The 18,166-nt window shown below is 73.5% G+C and carries 12 protein-coding genes; 6 read left to right on the top strand and 6 right to left on the bottom strand.

Features of this window, described 5'->3' with window-relative positions:
* Nucleotides 1-14: 14 nt before the first annotated feature.
* From ACZ7LY_RS12350 to ACZ7LY_RS12370, 5 genes are all read right to left on the bottom strand, one after another.
* Nucleotides 15-2,246 (bottom strand): bifunctional glycosyltransferase/CDP-glycerol:glycerophosphate glycerophosphotransferase, encoded by a 2,232-nt coding sequence (locus ACZ7LY_RS12350; RefSeq protein WP_471624494.1) that lies wholly within the window; start codon nt 2,244-2,246, stop codon nt 15-17.
* Nucleotides 2,247-2,414: 168 nt separating this feature from the next.
* On the bottom strand, nt 2,415-3,296 hold the full coding sequence (locus ACZ7LY_RS12355; RefSeq protein WP_471624495.1) for a carbohydrate ABC transporter permease: 882 nt from the start codon (nt 3,294-3,296) through the stop codon (nt 2,415-2,417).
* Nucleotides 3,293-4,621 carry a carbohydrate ABC transporter permease gene (locus ACZ7LY_RS12360; protein WP_471624706.1) on the bottom strand — a complete coding sequence of 443 codons (1,329 nt, stop codon included), beginning with the start codon at nt 4,619-4,621 and terminating at the stop codon, nt 3,293-3,295. Before ACZ7LY_RS12360 ends, ACZ7LY_RS12355 begins: the two co-directional genes overlap by 4 nt.
* Before the next feature lie 54 nt (nt 4,622-4,675).
* Nucleotides 4,676-6,061, bottom strand: coding sequence for an ABC transporter substrate-binding protein (locus ACZ7LY_RS12365; protein WP_471624496.1), 1,386 nt, complete (start codon nt 6,059-6,061; stop codon nt 4,676-4,678).
* A 376-nt stretch (nt 6,062-6,437) separates the two neighbouring features.
* Nucleotides 6,438-9,707 carry an FHA domain-containing protein gene (locus ACZ7LY_RS12370; protein ID WP_471624497.1) on the bottom strand — a complete coding sequence of 1,090 codons (3,270 nt, stop codon included), beginning with the start codon at nt 9,705-9,707 and terminating at the stop codon, nt 6,438-6,440.
* 423 nt (nt 9,708-10,130) lie between these two features.
* Between ACZ7LY_RS12370 and ACZ7LY_RS12375 the strand changes: the two genes are divergently transcribed.
* The 4 genes from ACZ7LY_RS12375 (at nt 10,131) to ACZ7LY_RS12390 (ending at nt 15,742) form a co-directional block, all read left to right on the top strand.
* Complete coding sequence (locus tag ACZ7LY_RS12375) at nt 10,131-11,780, top strand: serine/threonine-protein kinase (RefSeq protein ID WP_471624707.1); 1,650 nt, start codon at nt 10,131-10,133, stop codon at nt 11,778-11,780.
* A 131-nt stretch (nt 11,781-11,911) separates the two neighbouring features.
* Entirely contained in the window at nt 11,912-13,147 is a 1,236-nt protein-coding gene (locus tag ACZ7LY_RS12380; RefSeq protein ID WP_471624498.1) for a serine/threonine-protein kinase, read from the top strand.
* Between the two features lie 436 nt (nt 13,148-13,583).
* Nucleotides 13,584-14,690, top strand: a complete 1,107-nt coding sequence (gene prfB, locus ACZ7LY_RS12385; RefSeq protein WP_471624499.1) for a peptide chain release factor 2 — start codon at nt 13,584-13,586, stop codon at nt 14,688-14,690.
* A gap of 347 nt (nt 14,691-15,037) precedes the next feature.
* Nucleotides 15,038-15,742: a hypothetical protein gene (locus ACZ7LY_RS12390; protein WP_471624500.1), complete on the top strand. Its 705-nt coding sequence runs from the start codon at nt 15,038-15,040 to the stop codon at nt 15,740-15,742.
* Nucleotides 15,743-15,868: 126 nt separating this feature from the next.
* Here ACZ7LY_RS12390 and ACZ7LY_RS12395 read toward each other — a convergent pair whose 3' ends face one another.
* Nucleotides 15,869-16,060 carry a hypothetical protein gene (locus tag ACZ7LY_RS12395; RefSeq protein WP_471624501.1) on the bottom strand — a complete coding sequence of 64 codons (192 nt, stop codon included), beginning with the start codon at nt 16,058-16,060 and terminating at the stop codon, nt 15,869-15,871.
* A 369-nt stretch (nt 16,061-16,429) separates the two neighbouring features.
* Between ACZ7LY_RS12395 and ftsE the strand changes: the two genes are divergently transcribed.
* Together ftsE and ftsX are read left to right on the top strand one after the other, a co-directional pair.
* Nucleotides 16,430-17,119 carry a cell division ATP-binding protein FtsE gene (gene ftsE, locus ACZ7LY_RS12400; protein WP_471624502.1) on the top strand — a complete coding sequence of 230 codons (690 nt, stop codon included), beginning with the start codon at nt 16,430-16,432 and terminating at the stop codon, nt 17,117-17,119.
* Nucleotides 17,120-17,174: 55 nt separating this feature from the next.
* Nucleotides 17,175-18,092, top strand: a complete 918-nt coding sequence (gene ftsX / locus ACZ7LY_RS12405; RefSeq protein ID WP_471624503.1) for a permease-like cell division protein FtsX — start codon at nt 17,175-17,177, stop codon at nt 18,090-18,092.
* Nucleotides 18,093-18,166: the final 74 nt, after the last annotated feature.

Genomic DNA, 18,166 nt, shown 5'->3' on the forward strand with positions numbered 1-18,166 from the left:
ACGCGCGGCGGGCGTCAACTCCCGTACGGGAGCGGGCCGATGGGCGTCCCGGCGCGAGTCGCGGGGCGGCCGGGCGCCGGGCGCGGACCGGGCAGCGGCGCCCGCTCCCCGTACACGAGGTGCCGTACGACGCGTTCGGCGGCGCGGCCGTCGTCCAGGCGGCAGAACCGCTCGCGGAACGCGGCCCGCAACTGTGCCGAGCGCGAGCCGCGCCAGTGCCCGGTGGCGAAGATGTCGATCAGCTCGTCCTCGGAGCGGGCCACCGCGCCCGGCGGGAAGGCGCGCAGGTCGAAGTAGGTGCCGCGGGCCGCCTCGTACGCCTCCCAGTCCTCGGTGTGGACGACGATCGGCCGGTCCAGGCACGCGTAGTCGAACATCAGGGACGAGTAGTCGGTGACCAGCGCGTCGGCGGCGAGGCAGAGCGCCTCGGGGGCCGGGTGCGCGCCGGCGTCGATGATCCGGCCGTGTACTGCGGGCATCCGCGTACCGGCGGCCGAGGGGTGGTCGCGGACGAGGAGCACGAAGCGCGGGCCGAGCGCGCGGGCCACCCGCGTCACGTCCAGCGGGCGGCGCTGGGTCGTGCGGTAGTCGCGGTACGTCGGCGCGTACAGGACGGCGACCGCGCCCTCGGGGACGCCGAGCGCCCGCCGCTGCCGGGTCACCTCGGCGGGGTCGGCCCGCAGCAGCCGGTCGTTGCGCGGGCGGCCGTACTCCAGCGTGGTGTACGCGGCGGGCAGGGCGCGCTCGCGGACGAGGGTGGAGTGCCGGTTGGCGGACAGGACGTAGTCCCAGGTGTCGGCGGCGCGCAGCAGCGCGGCGAGGTCCGTGCCGCGCGCCGCCGCCGGGTGCTCCCGCAGGTCGAGCCCGGTCTTCTTGAGCGGGGTGCCGCGCCCGGTGTGGACGACGGTCTGCCCCGGCCGCTTGACCAGGGGCGCGCCGAAGCCGCCGTCCGTGACCAGGTACGCGCTGCGGGCGAGCGCCGTCCAGTACGCGGCGCTGCCCGGGGTCAGCCGGCGGGCACCGTCCGGCGCCCAGCGCCCGGGGGCGGCGATCCACGACGTGCGCACGTGCGGGGCGAGCGCGCGGAACGCCTCCTCCAGCGCGCCCGGGTCACCGCCCCGGCCCTCGTACGAGCGGAACACGGCCTCGTTCTGCCGTACGGGCAGCCGCAGTTGGAGGCGGTGGTGGAGGCGCAGGGCGGCGGCGCCGAGCGCGCGGCGCGCTCCGGTCGCGTACCCGGTGAGGCGGAGCCGGCCGCGCAGGGCCGCCGCCGTGGCGCGCCGGGTGCCGGGCAGACGGCGCCGGAGGCCGCGCGGCAGCCGGTCGCCGGGCGCGCGGTGGCGCAGGCAGCGGGCGCGGGCCTCGCGCAGGAACGCGGCGCGGGCGGCTCGGGGCAGCGGACCCGCGTCGCGGTGCACGGCGAGGGCGTGACCGGCCAGGTGCCGCACCAGCGCCGGACGCCACTCGGTGTCGAGGTCGGGATGCTGGTCGAGGAACTCGAAGACCCGGTCGTACTGGTCGAGCAGGCCGAGGACGGCGGGCCGTTCCCTGCCCGCGCCGGGGGCGGCCGGGGCGCCGGGCGTGCGGGCGGGGTGGTGGACGCGGTGGTGGACGCAGACCCGGGGGAGCGCCGCGACGGTCGAGGCGGCCATCAGGACCGGGTACGTCCAGGCCGTGTCCGCGTACGCGCCCGGCGGGAAGGAGAAGCCCTCCCGCTCGATGAAGTCCCGGTGGTACGCCTTGTTCCAGGCCATCTGCGGCAGCCGCAGCAGATCGGGCCGGCCGGCGGGGGCGAAGGCGCCGGGGCCCTGCCGTGCGAGCAGGCCCGCGTGCGGGTCGGGGACGACGCGGCCGTCCCGGAGCGTCCGGGCGTGGCCGTAGACCAGGACGTCCGGGCGGCGGGTCTCCTCGACGCGCCGCGCGAGGGCCGCGAGCGCGCCCGGGGTGAGGGCGTCGCCGCCGTCGAGGAAGACGACGTAGTCGCCGCGCGCGAGCCGCAGTCCGGCGGCGCGGGCGGGTCCCGGGTAGCCGTGCGCGTCGAGGCGGACAGCGCGCAGCCGGGCGTCGCGGGCCGCGAACTCGTCGATGATCTCCCCGCAGCCGTCCGCCGATCCGTCGTCCACCGCGATCACCTCCAGGTCGGTGAACGACTGGCCGAGGACCGAGGCGAGGCACGCGTGCAGGTACGCCCGCACCTTGTACGCCCGCACCTTGTACACGGGGACGATGACGCTGAACCGGGGCAAAGTGGCACATCCAGAGGTCGGCGTGGGGCTCTGCCCGGGAACGGGGCGCCGGGCGGGCCGGTTACGCCGGATGCGGCATCCGGGGGACGGGGGCGCAGGCGGGAGGCGGGGGCCGGTGATCCTGCCCCCGCCCTCCCCGGCCCGCGCCCGGCGCCCCCGGCCTCTCCGCTACTTGACCGCGCCCGCCATGACCCCGGACACGAACTGCCTCTGGAACGCGAAGAATACGGCCAGCGGCACCACCATCGAGATGAACGCACCGGGACCGAGCACGTCCACGTTGTTGCCGAACTGCCGTACCTGCGTCTGGAGCGCGACCGTGATCGGCTGGTTGCCGGTGTCGGTGAAGATCAGCGCGACCAGCATGTCGTTCCACACCCACAGGAACTGGAAGATGCCGAGCGAGGCGATGGCGGGCGCCCCCAGCGGCATCACCACCCGCGAGAAGAGCCGCAGTTCACCTGCGCCGTCGAGGCGGGCCGCCTCCAGGAGTTCGCGGGGGATCTCCGCGAAGAAGTTCCGCAGCAGGAACACCGCGAACGGCAGCCCGAACCCGACGTGGAAGAGGATCACGCCGATCAGCGAGCCGAAGATGCCGATGTCGCCGAAGAGACGCGCGATGGGCACGAGCGCCACCTGCACCGGCACCACGAGCAGCCCCACCACGAGCAGGAACCACCAGTCGCGGCCCGGGAACTCCATCCACGCGAACGCGTACCCGGCCAGCGACCCGATGACGATGACCAGCAGCGTCGCCGGGATCGTGATCAGCGCCGTGTTCAGGAGCGAGGACGTGATGTCGGAGTTCTCCAGCAGCGAGCGGTAGCTCTCGAACGTGAGCTGCGAGGGCTTGCCGAACACCTTCCACCAGCCGCTGCCCGCCATGTCCTGCGGCGAGCGCAGCGACGAGAACAACAGCCCGACGGTCGGCACCAGCCACAGCGCCGCGACCACGAGCAGCACGAACCGCACCACGCCGCCGCCGGCCTTCTCGCCGATCCGGGCCGCGAGCGAGCGCCGGGGCCGCGCCCCCTGGTCCAGCGCCGTCATCGCCGTACCTCCCGCCGCAGTCTGCGCATGTTGAACCACATGACCGGGATCACCAGCAGCAGCAACAGCACCGCGATGGCGCTGGCCAGTCCCTCGTTGTCCTCGCCGAACGCCGACCGGTAGAGCTGGAGCGCCAGCACGTTCGCGTCGTCCTGCGAGGAGCCCGGCGCGATGATGAAGATCAGGTCGAAGATCTTCAGCACGTTGATCATCAGGGTGACCAGGACGACCGCGAGGACCGGCGCGAGCAGCGGCACCGTCACCCGCCGGAACACCTGCCACTCCGACGCCCCGTCCACCCGCGCCGCCTCCAGCAGCTCACGCGGGATGCCGGCGAGCCCCGCGCCGATCAGGACCATGGCGAACCCGGCCCACATCCACACGTACGCCACCATGACCGACGTCGTCACGATGTTCAGATACAGGTCGAAGCCGCCCAGGTGGACGGTGAAGTACTTCTTGTCGCCGAGCCAGTCGACGCCGTTGTACGCCTCCTTGAAGTTGGCCGGGGGCAGCCGCAGCCTCGCCCCGTCGGCGGCGGCGGGCAGGGTGAACGTGCCGTCCGCCGCCGCCGTCGCCGACGCGACGACCTTGCCCTCCTTGACCGCCTCGATCCGCATCCCCGGATAGCCGACCTCGGAGGCGTCCACGGCGCCGCGCTTCCCCGCGCCCTTGCCGAGCGTGAAGTCCTGCCAGACCGTGCCGGTGACCTGCCCCGGGCGGGCCCGGGCGGGCTTCGCGGGCTCGGCGCCCTTCGGCATCCGGTCGGCGGCGACCCCGACCAGCGGCAGCAGCACCGGAGTTCCGGCCCGTACCGGACGTGTCGTCAGGAACGGGCCGCCCGCCAGCCCGGCCAGCGCGTCCCCCGCGCGCGGGTGCGCCCCGGGGAACGCCGACGACGACGCGAACGTGTCGTGCACCGAGGTGACGACCGCGTTCACCGCGCCCTTCTGCGGGTCCTGGTCGTACACCAGGCGGAAGATGATGCCCGCGGCCAGCATCGAGATCGCCATCGGCATGAAGACGACCAGCTTGAACGCGGTGCCCCAGCGGATGCGTTCGGTCAGCACGGCGAAGATCAGGCCGAGCGCCGTCGCCACCGTCGGGGCCAGCACCACCCACCAGACGTTGTTGTTGATCGCGGCCTTGGTGTCGGCGCGCGTGAACAGCGTCGCGTAGTTGTCGAACCCGATGAACGAACTGCCCGCCTTGTCGAAGAAGCTGCGCACCACCGAGTACCCGATCGGGTACACGACCAGCGCCCCCAGCAGCACGAGCGCGGGCAGCAGGAACAGCACCGCGACCGTGCGGCGCGTACGGGTCACGCTCCGGGGCCGCCCCGGTGCCGGGGCGGTCGCGTCTGCGGAGGCCATCCCGCGTCAGTCCTTGTACGCCTTGGCCGCTTCGGCCTCCAGCGTCCGCTGGGTGCCCGCCACGTCCTTGGGGTTCATCAGGAAGTCCTGGAGCGCCTTCCACTCGCCCTTGCCGGGCGTGCCGCCGAACGCCTGCGGCGTCTGGTCCGACATGTCGAAGCGGAAGTCGTCGCCGGCCCCGATCAGCGCCTTGGCGATCGTGCGCTGCACCTCGTTCGGGTACGAGGCGAGGTCCACGCTCTTGTTCGGCGAGAGGTAGCCGCCGAGCTTCGCCTGGATCGTCGCCGCGTCCGGCGAGGCCAGCCAGGTCACCAGCGCCTGCGCGGCCTTGGAGTCCTTCAGGATGACCGCCGCGTCACCGCCGCTGACCACCGGCGGCTGCCCCGAACCGACCGCCGGGAACGGGAACACCTTCGCGTCCGTGCCGATCTTCGCCTTCGTCTGCTGGATGTTGACCTGCGCGAAGTCACCCTCGTAGACCATCGCGCCCTTGGGCTGCTCGCCGCCCGTGAACGTCTGCTCCACCGACTTCGTGAACTCGGTCTGCACCGCGCCCTTGTTGCCGCCGGCCAGCAGCTCCTTCTTGCCCCAGAGCTGCGCCAGCGTCGTCAGCGCGTCCTTGACCGAGGGATCCGTCCACTTGATCTTGTGCTGGGCGAGCTGGTCGTACTTGTCGGGGCCCGCCTGCGACAGATAGACGTTCTCGAACCAGTCCGTCAGCGGCCAGCCGTCCGCGCCGCCCACCGACACGGGCGTCACCCCGGAGTCGTAGATCGACTGGGCGGTCGCCAGGAACTCCTTCCACGTCTTCGGTTCCTTCGCCGCCGCGTTCTCGAAGACCTTCGCGTTGTACCAGACCAGCGACTTGTTGGCCGCCTTGTAGTACGCCGCGTACTGCGTGCCGTCGACCTTGCCGAGGTCCTGCCAGCCCTTGGCGTAGTTCTTCTCGACCTGCGCCTGCGCGTCCTTGCCGAGCGGCTTGGCCCACTTCTTCGCCACGGCCTGCTTGATCGCGCCGGGCTGCGGCAGCATCGCCACGTCCGGCGGGGCGCCGCCCGCGACCTTCGACCCGAGGAAGTTGATGATCGGGTCCTGCGCCGGCACGAACGTCACCTGCGCGCCCGTGCGCTTCTCGAACTCGGCGAGGACCTGCTTGAAGTTCTTCTGCTCGTCGCCGGTCCACACCGCGGCGATCTCCAGCTTCTGCCCGTCGAGCTTGGGCAGTTTCAGGGCGGAGGCGGACCCCTTGCCCCCGCCGCCGGCCGGCTTGTCCTTGCCGCCGTCGCCACCGCCTCCGCAGGCGGCGAGCGCGAGGGCCAGTGAGCCTACGGCGACGCCGACCGCGGCGCGGCGGTACATCGGTGTGCTGGTGGTACGAAGAGTGCTGCGCATCACTGCCCCGTTCTCGTCCTGAACGCTGAACGTACGTACTGAGCGCTGTGCCGTGCGCTCTGGTGTACGCCCGGCCGGACAGAACCGGCAAGGGTGCCCCCCTTGTCAGGACGGTGATCGTGACGGGGTCGTGATCCCCGGCCCCTCCCACGCGTCACGGGGAGGCGGCCCGTCAACTCCGCGCCGTGCGGCGGGCTTCGGTCCGGGGGTACGTCCAACTCCGGTACGGGAGGCGCGCGTCGGCGCGTTCACGGCTCCAACTGGGTTACGGGGAGCGGGTGTCGGCGTGCTCGCGCTTCCAACTCCGGTACGGGACCCAAGGCTCCGGTACGAGGACTGCCCGTACCGCAGCAGTCCGCCCCGGCCCCGCCCGTCCTCACAGCAGGGACGGGACCTCCTGGGCCGAGACCGAGCGGGCGGCCCGCTCAAGGGCGCTGGCGAGGAGGGCGAGGTCGGTCGGCCCGTTGCCCAGTTCCCGCACGGGGCGGCGGTCCGGCGGGTCGCCCATGCGGGCCCAGTCCAGCGCGACGACCGTCGGCCGCTGCGTCGCCGTACGGGGGATGCGGCCCGTCACCCGGCCCGCCTGGAGCCCCGTGTCCCGGCCGTCCGCGCCATGCACCACGCCCCGCCCCGGCGCCGGGTCCTCCGACCCCGAACCGGGCGCGTCCAGCGCCACCAGCGGACGCCCCGCCCAGGACGGGCCCGCGCCCGTGCCGAACGCCGCCACGAGATGCACCCCGAGCCGCTCCCCGTCCCGCGCGACCGCTTCGAGCGCCCGCACCACGGAACCGGCGGAGGGCCGGCCCGGCGAGCCCAGCGGGGGAGCGAGCAGCGCGTCCAGATCGTCGACCACGACCACAAGCCGCGGCAGCGGAGGCGCCGGGTCCGCCTTCTCCCGCGCGGCGCCCGGCCGCAGCCGCATCGTCGAACTCGGCGGCGCCTCTATGTCACCGGCGCCTCCCGCGCCGCCCGCCGCGCCCAGGGCCGCCGCACCCTGCGCGGGCGCCGACCGCTGTGCCACCAGGCGCCCCGACACCGCCCGCTGGGTGTGCCACTCCGCGAAGTGCGTCCGCCCGGTCAGCTCGGCGCGGCGCTTCAGCTCCGTCGTCAGGGACTGCGCGAACTCCCGCATCCGCACCGGGTCGTTGACCGCGAGGTGCGTCGTCACATGCGGCAGGTCCGTGCAGACCCGCAGCCCTTCCGCGCGCTCCGCGCCGCCGCCCGCACCGCCCTTGCCGTCGATCAGGACGATGCCGAGCCGGTCGGGGCGCTCGGCGGCGGCCAGCGACGCGGTCACCGCGCGCAGCAGCTCCGTACGCCCGCTGCCCGCCGGGCCCTCGACCATCAGATGCGGGCCCTCGGCGGCCAGGTCGATGCCGACCGGGCCGCGCGGTCCCGCGCCGAGCACCGCCCACACCCGCCCGCCGAGCGCCGCCGGATCGTCGGCCGCCGCCGCCCAACGGGCCAGCAGCGACGCGGGCGTGGCCCGCGCGAGCCCCAACTCGTCCAGCAGGCGCGCGGCTTGGGGCAGCGGCGCCGACACGCGCGCGTGCGCCTCGCCCGTGCCGGGCGCCGCGTCCGTGCGCAGCGGGGCCAGCGCCCGCGCGAACCGCTGCGCCCACGGCAGCGACACCGCGTCCAGCGCGGCGACCGTGCCGTGCCCCGCGATCCGGCCGCGCGCCGCCCGGTGCAGCCGCAGCGCCGTCGCCACGTCACCGCTGAGGAACGCCACCGCGCCGCACGCCCGGAACGCCGGGGACTGCGCGCACGCCGCCTCGTAGGTGTCCGCGACCGGGGACGCGGGCGTCGTCGCCGGGGTCTGCGCCAGGCACACCACGTGCACGCCCGCCGCGCCGCCCTCCGCCGCGAGCCGCACCGTCGCCTCCCGCAGCGCCGCCGAGCCCGGGTCGCCGTCGACGACGACCACGGTGGCGGCGACGTCGTCCGGCTCCGGGTCAGGGGCGGGCTCCCCGGGCGCCAGGCCCGGCACCGGGACCGCGCGGCCCGGCCGCAGCCCCGCCGCGTGGTCGTCCAGGCGGCGCAGCAGTTCACCGGTGCGGGCCGCGGCCTGCTCCCGGTCGTACGCGAGGAGCAGCCGGCAGTCCTGCCCGTGCGCGGGGCGGACGTGCGGCAGCCAGCCCAGCCAGGACCACTCGGCGATCCGCTGGTCGAGGGGGCGGGTCCGGTCCGTCGAGATCAGCACGATCTCCAGCCGGTCCGGCGCGTGCAGCGCCGCGAGCTGCGCGAGGACGCCCCGCGCGAGCCCGGCGAGCCGCGCCGGGGGCCCCGCGAGGCCGAGGGCGCCCGCTTCCGCGAGGCTCACCGTCACCGGCACCGCGGGCAGGCCCGCCCGCTCCACCGTGCCGAGCCGTACCGCCAGCGCCTCCGGATGCCCGGGCCCGCGCTCCCACAGCCGGGGGCCGGGGCCGAGCGCGGTCAGGAGCAGCGCGGCGGGGTCCGGCCAGGTCTCGGCGACCGGGCTCACCGCGCGCGGCGCGGGCACGGGCGCCACGACGGGCTTCTCGGCCTCAGCCCCGGTCCCGGTCCCGGCCTCGGGCCCGGTGCCCGGCGCGTGCGGGGTGCGCAGCGCGTACGGCTCGTGGATCTCGTGGTGCTGGTCCTGCTCCTCGCGCCCGCGCCGCAGCAGCCGGCCGAGGCCGCCGCGCCGCTTCGCGGGCCTCGGTACGGTCGTGCCGCGCGGTGGCGTCCCCATCCGGGTGCGCTCGATGCCGGGCGCGCCGCCCTGCTCGGGCACGGTCCCGAAGCCGTCACCACCGTCCCCGCTGTCGCCGTACGCGGGCTCGGCCGTCCCGTACGGGCCCTCGCCCGCCGGGGCGGGCCACGGGCCCCCGCGCGCGTGCTCGGGCACGACCGGCTCGGATCCGCGCGCGGGCGTGCTCCCCGCGGCGCCCCAGGAGGCGTCGCCGTACGCGTGCCGTGTCTCGTCCGGCGCGGGCAGGGGCGCCGGGGCGGTGGCGGTCGCGGGGGTGGCGCGGGCGTCCCCGAGGGTCACCCGTACGTGCCCTTCGCCGTCCGGCGCGGTGACGACCGGCGCCGCGCGCGTGACGTCACCGGCGAGCGCCACCCGCAGCGCGGACTCGCCGAGCCGCAGCAGCGCGCCGGGCTCCAGCGGCACCGGGCGCTCACCGAGCGGACGGTCGTCGAGGCGCGTGCCGTTCGTCGAACCCAGGTCGGCGACCGTGATCCGGCCGTCCGCCGTGAGCGTCACCGCGCAGTGCAGCCGCGACACGTCGGGGTCGTCGAGGGGGACGTCGGCGTCGGCGGAGCGGCCGACGCGGATCTGGCCGCCGTGCAGCAGATGGACACCGCCCGCGTCGGGACCGGCCACCACGTGCAACTGCGCGGCGGCGGACTCCGGGTCGGGGCCGGGGGCCATGGGCGCGCCGAGGGAGAGCACGGCCCCGTCGGTCAGCGGCGGCTCGCCCAGCAGGCAGCGCTGCGCGTCGAGCCGCTCGGCGCCCGCGTACAGCACCGACGAGGGCGCGTCGGAGCCCGCGACGGCCGCGGCGAGGCCCGAGGCGACGGCGGCGAGCGCGGTGCCGCCCGGGGCGGTGACCAGAACGTCGCGCGCTGCCGCGTCAGGGCGCGTGCCCAGGGGGTCTACGACGGTAAGGCGGATCTGCATCGCCGTCTGCGGTCCCTTCTGCGCGGGCGCCCGGGACGGGGCCGCCCGCGGTCCCCCACCGCAGATCCCCCCACCGCTACGGGCACGTCAGCCAGTGCTGGGAGGCATCCTCCCACCTACCACCGACAACCCGCCCGCCACCCACCCCCAAGTGATCTTGATCAGCCACCCCACCCCACAAATCTGGCCACAAAGCGACGCTCGGCGCCCCGCGCCGCCCGCGCCGGGGATCGCTCACACGCGCGCCGGGCAACCAACTGTTCGGGCCGGGCGTCTTCCCGTAGACCCGCCGGCGATGGCGTCGGCGGTGGCGCCCGGGCGGCAAGATCGACAGTCCGCTTGGGGTGGGGCGCCACTAGAGTGGGGTGTCGTGTCCGGGACCGGGCATGGCCAAGGTGAGTACCGATGCAGGGAGCGCATGACGTGCGGCCGGTAGGCAGCAAGTACCTGCTCGAGGAGCCGCTCGGACGCGGCGCCACGGGCACCGTCTGGCGGGCCCGCCAGCGCGAGACGGCGGGCGCCGAGGCGGCCGTCGCCGGCCAGCCCGGCGAGACCGTCGCCATCAAGGTCCTCAAGGAGGAGCTGGCCAACGACGCGGACGTGGTGATGCGCTTCCTGCGCGAGCGTTCCGTGCTGCTGCGCCTGACGCACCCCAACATCGTGCGCACCCGCGACCTCGTCGTCGAGGGGGAGCTGCTCGCCCTCGTCATGGACCTGATCGACGGCCCCGACCTGCACCGCTACCTGCGGGAGAACGGGCCGTTCTCGCCGGTCGCCGCCGCCCTGCTGACCGCGCAGATCGCCGACGCGCTCGCCGCGAGCCACGCCGACGGCGTCGTGCACCGCGACCTGAAACCGGCGAACGTGCTGCTCAAGCAGGACGACCAGGGCATGCACCCGATGCTCACCGACTTCGGCATCGCCCGCCTCGCTGACTCCCCGGGCCTCACCCGTACGCACGAGTTCGTCGGCACGCCCGCGTACGTCGCGCCCGAGTCCGCCGAGGGCCGCCCGCAGACCTCCGCCGTCGACGTCTACGGCGCGGGCATCCTGCTGTACGAGCTGGTCACCGGCCGGCCGCCGTTCTCCGGGGGCAGCGCCCTCGAAGTGCTGCACCAGCATCTGAGCGCCGAGCCGCGCCGCCCCTCCACGGTCCCCGAGCCGCTGTGGACCGTCATCGAGCGCTGCCTGCGCAAGAACCCCGACGAGCGGCCCAGCGCCGAGAACCTCGCGCGCGGCCTGCGGACCGTCGCCGAGGGCGTCGGCGTGCACGCGAGCAGCGCGCAGATCGCCGCAGCCGACGGCGTGGGCGCCCTGCTCATGCCCGACCCCGACCCCGCGCGGGTGCCCGGCGCCGACCAGAGTGTGCTCGGCGCCGCCGACCCGACGCAGGTGCTGCCGAACACGGGCGCCGCCCCCGCCGCGTACGACCCGAACGCGGCGACCAGCGTCATGCGGCAGCAGCCCGGCGACGCGGGCGGACCCGGTGGTCAGGGTGCCGCCGACCCGACGGCCGTGCTGCCGCCGGTGCCGTCGAACCCGCCGGGCGCGGGCCCCGACGACCCGCACCCCTGGCAGAACCAGCTGCGCGCCGCCCGCGACCGCAACGAGCAGACGCAGGTGCAGTACCTCGGCCCCGACGAGGACCCCCTGCGCCGCCGCCCGCAGCGCCAGGTCGCCCGGCCCGAGCAGCGCCCGCAGCAGCCGCCCCGGCCCCAGCAGCAGCCGCAGCAGTACGCGCCGCGCCGCCAGGAGCCGCAGTACGCGCCCCAGCCGCAGCAGTACGCGCCGCCGCAGCCGACGCCCCGGCCCGCGCCGCCCGCCCGGGAACCGCGCGAGCCGCGTGAGCCGCGCCGGCGCGGTGCCAACCCGATGAAGATCCCCGGTCTGGGCTGCCTCAAGGGCTGCCTGTTCATGATCGTGATCCTCTTCGTGGTGAGCTGGCTGGTGTGGGAGTTCACCCCGCTCCAGGACTGGATCGGTACCGGCAAGGGGTACTGGGCGCAGTTGTCGGACTGGTTCACCCAGGCGAAGAACTGGATCGGGGACATCGGCAGCAAGACCGGCAACTAGGGCCTCCGACCGCTACAGAGCGGTCAGGTTGGAGATTTGTCGACATCCGGCGGGTGATTTCCCCCTCTGATGCGTTGGTTGGCGTCCGGGCCGCGTAGCTTGGGCGCCAACACGCGTCTGTAGGAGCAGTCTTGGCACGGAAGATCGGCAGCCGGTACACCGCCCACCAGATCCTGGGCCGCGGCAGTGCGGGCACGGTGTGGCTCGGCGAGGGACCCGACGGACCCGTCGCCATCAAACTGCTGCGCGAGGACCTCGCCTCCGACCAGGAGCTGGTGGGCCGCTTCGTGCAAGAGCGCACCGCCCTGCTCAGCCTCGACCACGCGCGCGTGGTCGGCGTCCACGACCTCGTCGTCGACGGCAACGACCTCGCCCTCGTCATGGACCTCGTCCGCGGCACCGACCTGCGCACCCGCCTGGAGCGCGAGCGCCGCCTCGCCCCGGAGGCCGCCGTCGCCGTCGTCGCGGACGTCGCCGAGGGGCTGGCCGCCGCGCACGCCGCCGGCATCGTGCACCGCGACGTCAAACCCGAGAACATCCTGCTCGACATGCAGGGCCCCCTCGGCCCCGGCGGCTCGCACCCCGCGCTCCTCACCGACTTCGGCGTCGCCAAGCTCATCGACACCCCGCGCAGAACCCGCGCCACGAAGATCATCGGCACGCCCGACTACCTCGCCCCCGAGATCATCGAGGGGCTCCCGCCGCGCGCCGCCGTCGACATCTACGCCCTGGCGACGGTCCTGTACGAGCTGCTCGCCGGGTTCACGCCGTTCGGGGGCGGGCACCCGGGGGCGATCCTGCGGCGGCACGTCACGGAGACGGTGGTGCCGCTGCCCGGCATCCCCGACGAACTCTGGCAGCTCCTCGTCCAGTGCCTCGCCAAAGCGCCGGCGTCGCGGCTGCGGGCCTCCGAGATGGCCGCGCGGCTGCGGGAGATCCTGCCGGGGCTCGCCGGGATGGGGCCGCTGGACGTGGACGAGCCGGACTCCGACGCGGGGGAGGAGGGCGCCGAGCCCGTCGCCGCCGAGCCCGAGGCGCCGGCCGCGCCGCGCCGGGGGGCCGTCTCCCTCGTGCCGGGGGCCGCTTCCGCGGACTCCAACCGTGACACGCATACGTCGATGAGGGTGCCGGCGCCGGACGAGCTGGCCGGTGGGGCGCGGGGGACGGCGCGGGCGCCTCGGGCGGCGGGGGCGCCTCGGCCGGGGTCCGCGCGGAATCGCCATGCGGCTCGGCGTCGGAGGGTTGTCTTCGGGGTGGGCGGGGTTGTGCTGGCCGGCGCCGTAGCCTTCGGCGTCTGGACCGCCACGTCCCACTCCCCGGAGCCGTCGACTCCGTCCACAACAGACTCGGCCCCGTCCACGCCCTGACCCCGGGTAGCGGGTCACCTGCGGCCCGGTGGGTGGCTGCCCGCGCAGTTCCCCGCGCCCCTGGGGAGTTCTCCGGTCAAGGCCCGCTGACCTGAACGTTGCGCAGTTCCCCGCGCCCCTGAGGGAGCGGGGCTTCGCCCCGGCTCCCCAGGGGAGGAGGTGGCGACGGAGTCGCCCCTCCCGCTCCCTCCGGGGGAGGGTGCGACGCAGTCGCCCCTCCAGGGGCGCGGGGAACTGCGCGATCAGCCACGACGAGAGTCGAGGATCTAGACCACGGGCAGGCCCACTCACCTAGGGGCGCGGGGAACTGCGCGAGCAACCACGACGAGAGTCGAGGACGAAGAACCGCGGGCTGGCCCACCCACCCGGCATCGGCCACAGAAGGGCGCTGGGAACCTGGAGTCGGCAAGGCGGCGGTAGCCGTTACGCTGGTGTCGTGGCAGTCGTCGATGTTTCCGAAGAGCTGAAGTCCCTCTCCTCGACCATGGAGTCGATCGAGGCCGTCCTGGACCTCGACAAGCTGAGGGCAGATATCGCCGTGCTCGAGGAGCAGGCGGCCGCGCCGTCCCTGTGGGACGACCCGGAGAAGGCGCAGAAGATCACCAGCAAGCTGAGCCACCTCCAGGCGGAGGTCCGCAAGGCCGAGGCACTGCGGGGCCGCATCGACGACCTCTCCGTCCTCTTCGAGATGGCCGAGGAGGAGGACGACCCGGACACCCGCGCCGAGGCGGAGTCCGAGCTGACGTCCGTCAAGAAGGCGCTGGACGAGATGGAGGTCCGTACCCTCCTGTCCGGCGAGTACGACTCCCGCGAGGCTCTGGTCAACATCCGCGCGGAGGCCGGCGGCGTCGACGCCGCGGACTTCGCCGAGCAGTTGCAGCGCATGTACCTGCGCTGGGCCGAGCGCCATGGCTACAAGACGGAGATCTACGAGACCTCGTACGCGGAAGAGGCCGGCATCAAGTCGACGACCTTCGCCGTGCAGGTGCCGTACGCGTACGGCACGCTCTCCGTGGAGCAGGGCACGCACCGCCTGGTGCGCATCTCGCCGTTCGACAACCAGGGCCGCCGCCAGACGTCCTTCGCGGGCGTCGAGGTGCTGCCGGTCGTCGAGCAGTCCGACCACGTCGACATCGACGAGTCGGAGCTGCGCGTGGACGTGTACCGCTCCTCCGGCCCCGGCGGCCAGGGCGTCAACACGACGGACTCGGCGGTGCGCATCACCCACCTGCCCACCGGCATCGTGGTCTCCTGCCAGAACGAGCGCTCCCAGATCCAGAACCGCGCCACCGCGATGAACGTGCTCCAGGCCAAGCTCCTTGAGCGTCAGCGCCAGGAGGAGCGGGCCAAGATGGACGCCCTCAAGGGCGACGGCGGCAGCTCCTGGGGCAACCAGATGCGTTCCTACGTGCTGCACCCGTACCAGATGGTCAAGGACCTGCGGACGGAGTTCGAGGTCGGCAATCCGCAGGCCGTGCTCGACGGCGAGATCGACGGCTTCCTGGAGGCCGGAATTCGCTGGCGCAAGCAGCAGGAGAAGTAACCGACGCTTTATCGACAAGGCAACTGCCGCCCGAGAGGCGGCAGTTGCCTTTGTCGTTGAAGACTGTTCCATGGGGTTGTACGGGGCGGTGTGCGGGAAGTGTGAAGGCGTTTACGGCTTTTACGTCACAGTCACATGTCCGTAGGCCGGTCAATTCCCCTGATTACCGGCATTGCGTACGCAACGACCTTGACGCTGCTCTGAAGACGGGGAAGGGTTGCGGCGGCATGCGTATCAATGGGACGCGTGTGAACGGGGGTTCGTCGAACATGACCTTTCCTGCCCCTGGTCCGCCGCGGTCCCGCGCGCTGCTCCACTGACGATTGGCTACTGGGGGTAGCAGACAGATGACGAAGAAGACGCGTATCCGTGTGGCGCGGATAGCGGCAGGTGCGGTGATCGCCGCCGGTGCCTCGCTGACCGCCGCGGGTGCCGCCTCGGCCGCCGACGTGAACATCGACCTCCTCGGTATCGGGGCGAACGTCCACGCGGGCAAGGACGGCGTGGACGCGGGCGTGTCCGTCGGAGACGAGGACCCCACTCCTCCGACGCAGGACCCGACGACCGAGCCCGAGCCGACGGACCCGACCACGGACCCGGAGCCGACGGACCCGACGGAGGAGCCCACCGAGCCCACCGAGGAGCCCACCGCGCAGCCCACCTCCCCGGGCAACGGCCACGGCGGTGGCAGCCACGGCGGCGGCAACCACGGGGGCGGCGGCAACCACGGCGGCGGCAACCACCAGGGTGGCGGCAACGGCGGCCACCAGGGCGGCGGCAACGGCAACACCAACCCCGACGGCAACAACAACCCCGTCGAGCAGGGTCAGGGCAAGGACAGCCTGACCGACACCGGCTCCGTGCCGGCCGCCCAGACCGGCACGGGCACCGGCAGCGGCGCCCAGGCGTCCGGCAAGAAGGGCGGTGAGCTGGCCGAGACCGGTGCGTCCGGTACGACCTTCCTGCTCATCGGCGCCGCGACGATGATCGCGGGCGGTGTGGGCTTCCGCCTGCTGCCGCGCCTCGCGGGCAACCGCGGCGCCGCCGCGTGAGCGGACGCTGACCCAGCGCGCACGACAAGGCCCGGAGCCGCTCGGCTCCGGGCCTTGTCGTGTCTCGGGCGTCTCGGGTGCCGCGCCGCTCGGGCGCGGCGGGCCGGCTCGCGCGCCGGGCCCGCGTCAGACCGTCTGGTGCGCCAGCAGGGCCACGGCCGCCACCAGCACCGCCACGAGGGCGACGAGCGCCATCGGCGTCAGCCCGGACAGCGGGCTCTCCTGCTGCATCCGCTCGCGGTTCGCCCGGCACACCGCGCAACGGCCCTCGCTCACCGGCGCCGCGCAGTTCGCGCACACCAACCTGTCGTAGGTCATGTGCTTCTCCTCCTCCCGCGCGACGGATCCGGCCAGCGGACACCCACTGGTTCTCTCCGTACAACGCTCAGGGAAACGCGACCGTTCCCCCTACCACTGTGCCAGCTTCGCGCATTTTCGGCTCGCCCCGCTCCCCGTACCGTCACTGACCAGGCACGGGGCGGACAAAACCGGCGCCCGCCGGGCCCCGCAACGGGACAAAACGCTCAACCGGGATCGGCGCCTGCACGCCGCCTCCCCCTTCGCGTATGGTCACGCACACCGAGGGGGTGCCCCGAAAGGCCCGTACGATGCCCGCTCAGAGCGGCCCGTACGAGCCTTCCGAGGCCATCCCCACTCCCGACGGCCCCCCAGCCACGAGGCGCACCCGTGATCCGATTCGACAACGTCTCCAAGGTCTACCCGAAGCAGACCCGGCCCGCACTCAGGGATGTCTCCCTGGAGGTCGAGCGCGGCGAGTTCGTCTTCCTGGTCGGCTCGTCCGGCTCGGGAAAGTCGACCTTCCTGCGGCTCATCCTGCGCGAGGAGCGCGCGAGCCACGGGCAGGTGCACGTGCTCGGCAAGGACCTCGGCCGCGTCTCCAACTGGAAGGTCCCGCAGATCCGCCGCCAGCTCGGCACGGTCTTCCAGGACTTCCGGCTGCTGCCGAACAAGACGGTCGGCGAGAACGTCGCGTTCGCGCAGGAGGTCATCGGCAAGTCCCGCGGCGAGATCCGCAAGTCGGTGCCGCAGGTGCTCGACCTCGTCGGCCTCGGCGGCAAGGACGACCGGATGCCCGGCGAGCTGTCCGGCGGTGAGCAGCAGCGCGTCGCCATCGCCCGCGCCTTCGTCAACCGCCCCAAGCTCCTCATCGCCGACGAGCCCACCGGCAACCTCGACCCGCAGACCTCGGTCGGCATCATGAAGCTGCTGGACCGCATCAACCGCACCGGCACCACCGTGGTGATGGCCACCCACGACCAGAACATCGTGGACCAGATGCGCAAGCGCGTCATCGAGCTGGAGAAGGGCCGCCTCGTCCGCGACCAGGCGCGCGGCGTCTACGGCTACCAGCACTGAGAAACACCGAGCGAAGTCGAAGGCCGTCAAGGCCGGGAAAGGCCCAGCAGTCGCTATGCGTGCCCAATTCATCCTGTCGGAGATCGGTGTCGGTCTCCGCCGCAATCTCACGATGACCTTCGCCGTCATCATCTCGGTGGCGCTCTCGCTCGCCCTGTTCGGCGGCTCGCTGCTCATGCGCGACCAGGTCAACCAGATGAAGGGCTACTGGTACGACAAGGTCAACGTCTCCATCTTCCTGTGCAACAAGGGCGACGCCGACTCCGACCCGAACTGCGCCAAGGGCCCGGTCACCGCGGAGCAGAAGAAGCAGATCCGCGCCGACCTCGCCAAGATGAGCGTCGTCGAGAAGGTCGCCTACGAGTCCCAGGACCAGGCGTACAAGCACTACAAGGAGCAGTTCGGCGACTCGCCGCTGGCCAGCTCCCTGACGCCGGACCAGTTGCAGGAGTCGTACCGGATCAAGCTGAAGAACCCGGAGAAGTACGACGTCATCGCCACCGCGTTCAACGGGCGGCCCGGCGTGCAGTCCGTGCAGGACCAGAAGGGCGTCCTCGACAACCTCTTCCGGCTGCTCGGCTACCTCAACTACGCGGCCGGCGGTGTGATGGCGGTGATGCTCGTCGTGGCGCTGCTGCTCATCGTCAACACCGTGCGCGTGTCCGCGTTCAGCCGCCGCCGCGAGACCGGCATCATGCGGCTGGTCGGCGCGTCCGGGTTCTACATCCAGGCGCCGTTCATCATGGAGGCGGCGGTCGCCGGGCTCATCGGCGGCGGCATCGCCTGTGTCTTCCTCGCCGCCGGCCAGTACTTCGTCATCGACAACGGCGTGGCCCTGTCCGACAAGCTCCAGCTCATCAACTTCATCGGCTGGGACGCCGTGTTGACGAAGCTGCCGCTGATCCTCGCCGTCAGCGTCCTGATGCCCGCGCTGGCCGCTTTCGTGGCGCTGCGCAAGTACCTGAAGGTGTGACGAGAGTCCCGCGCGACGCGGGGCGCCCCACGGTTCAACGGGCCGTGGGGCGCTTCGCGTTGTCCTAGACTCAC

Source organism: Streptomyces sp. NPDC107550 (assembly GCF_055639095.1).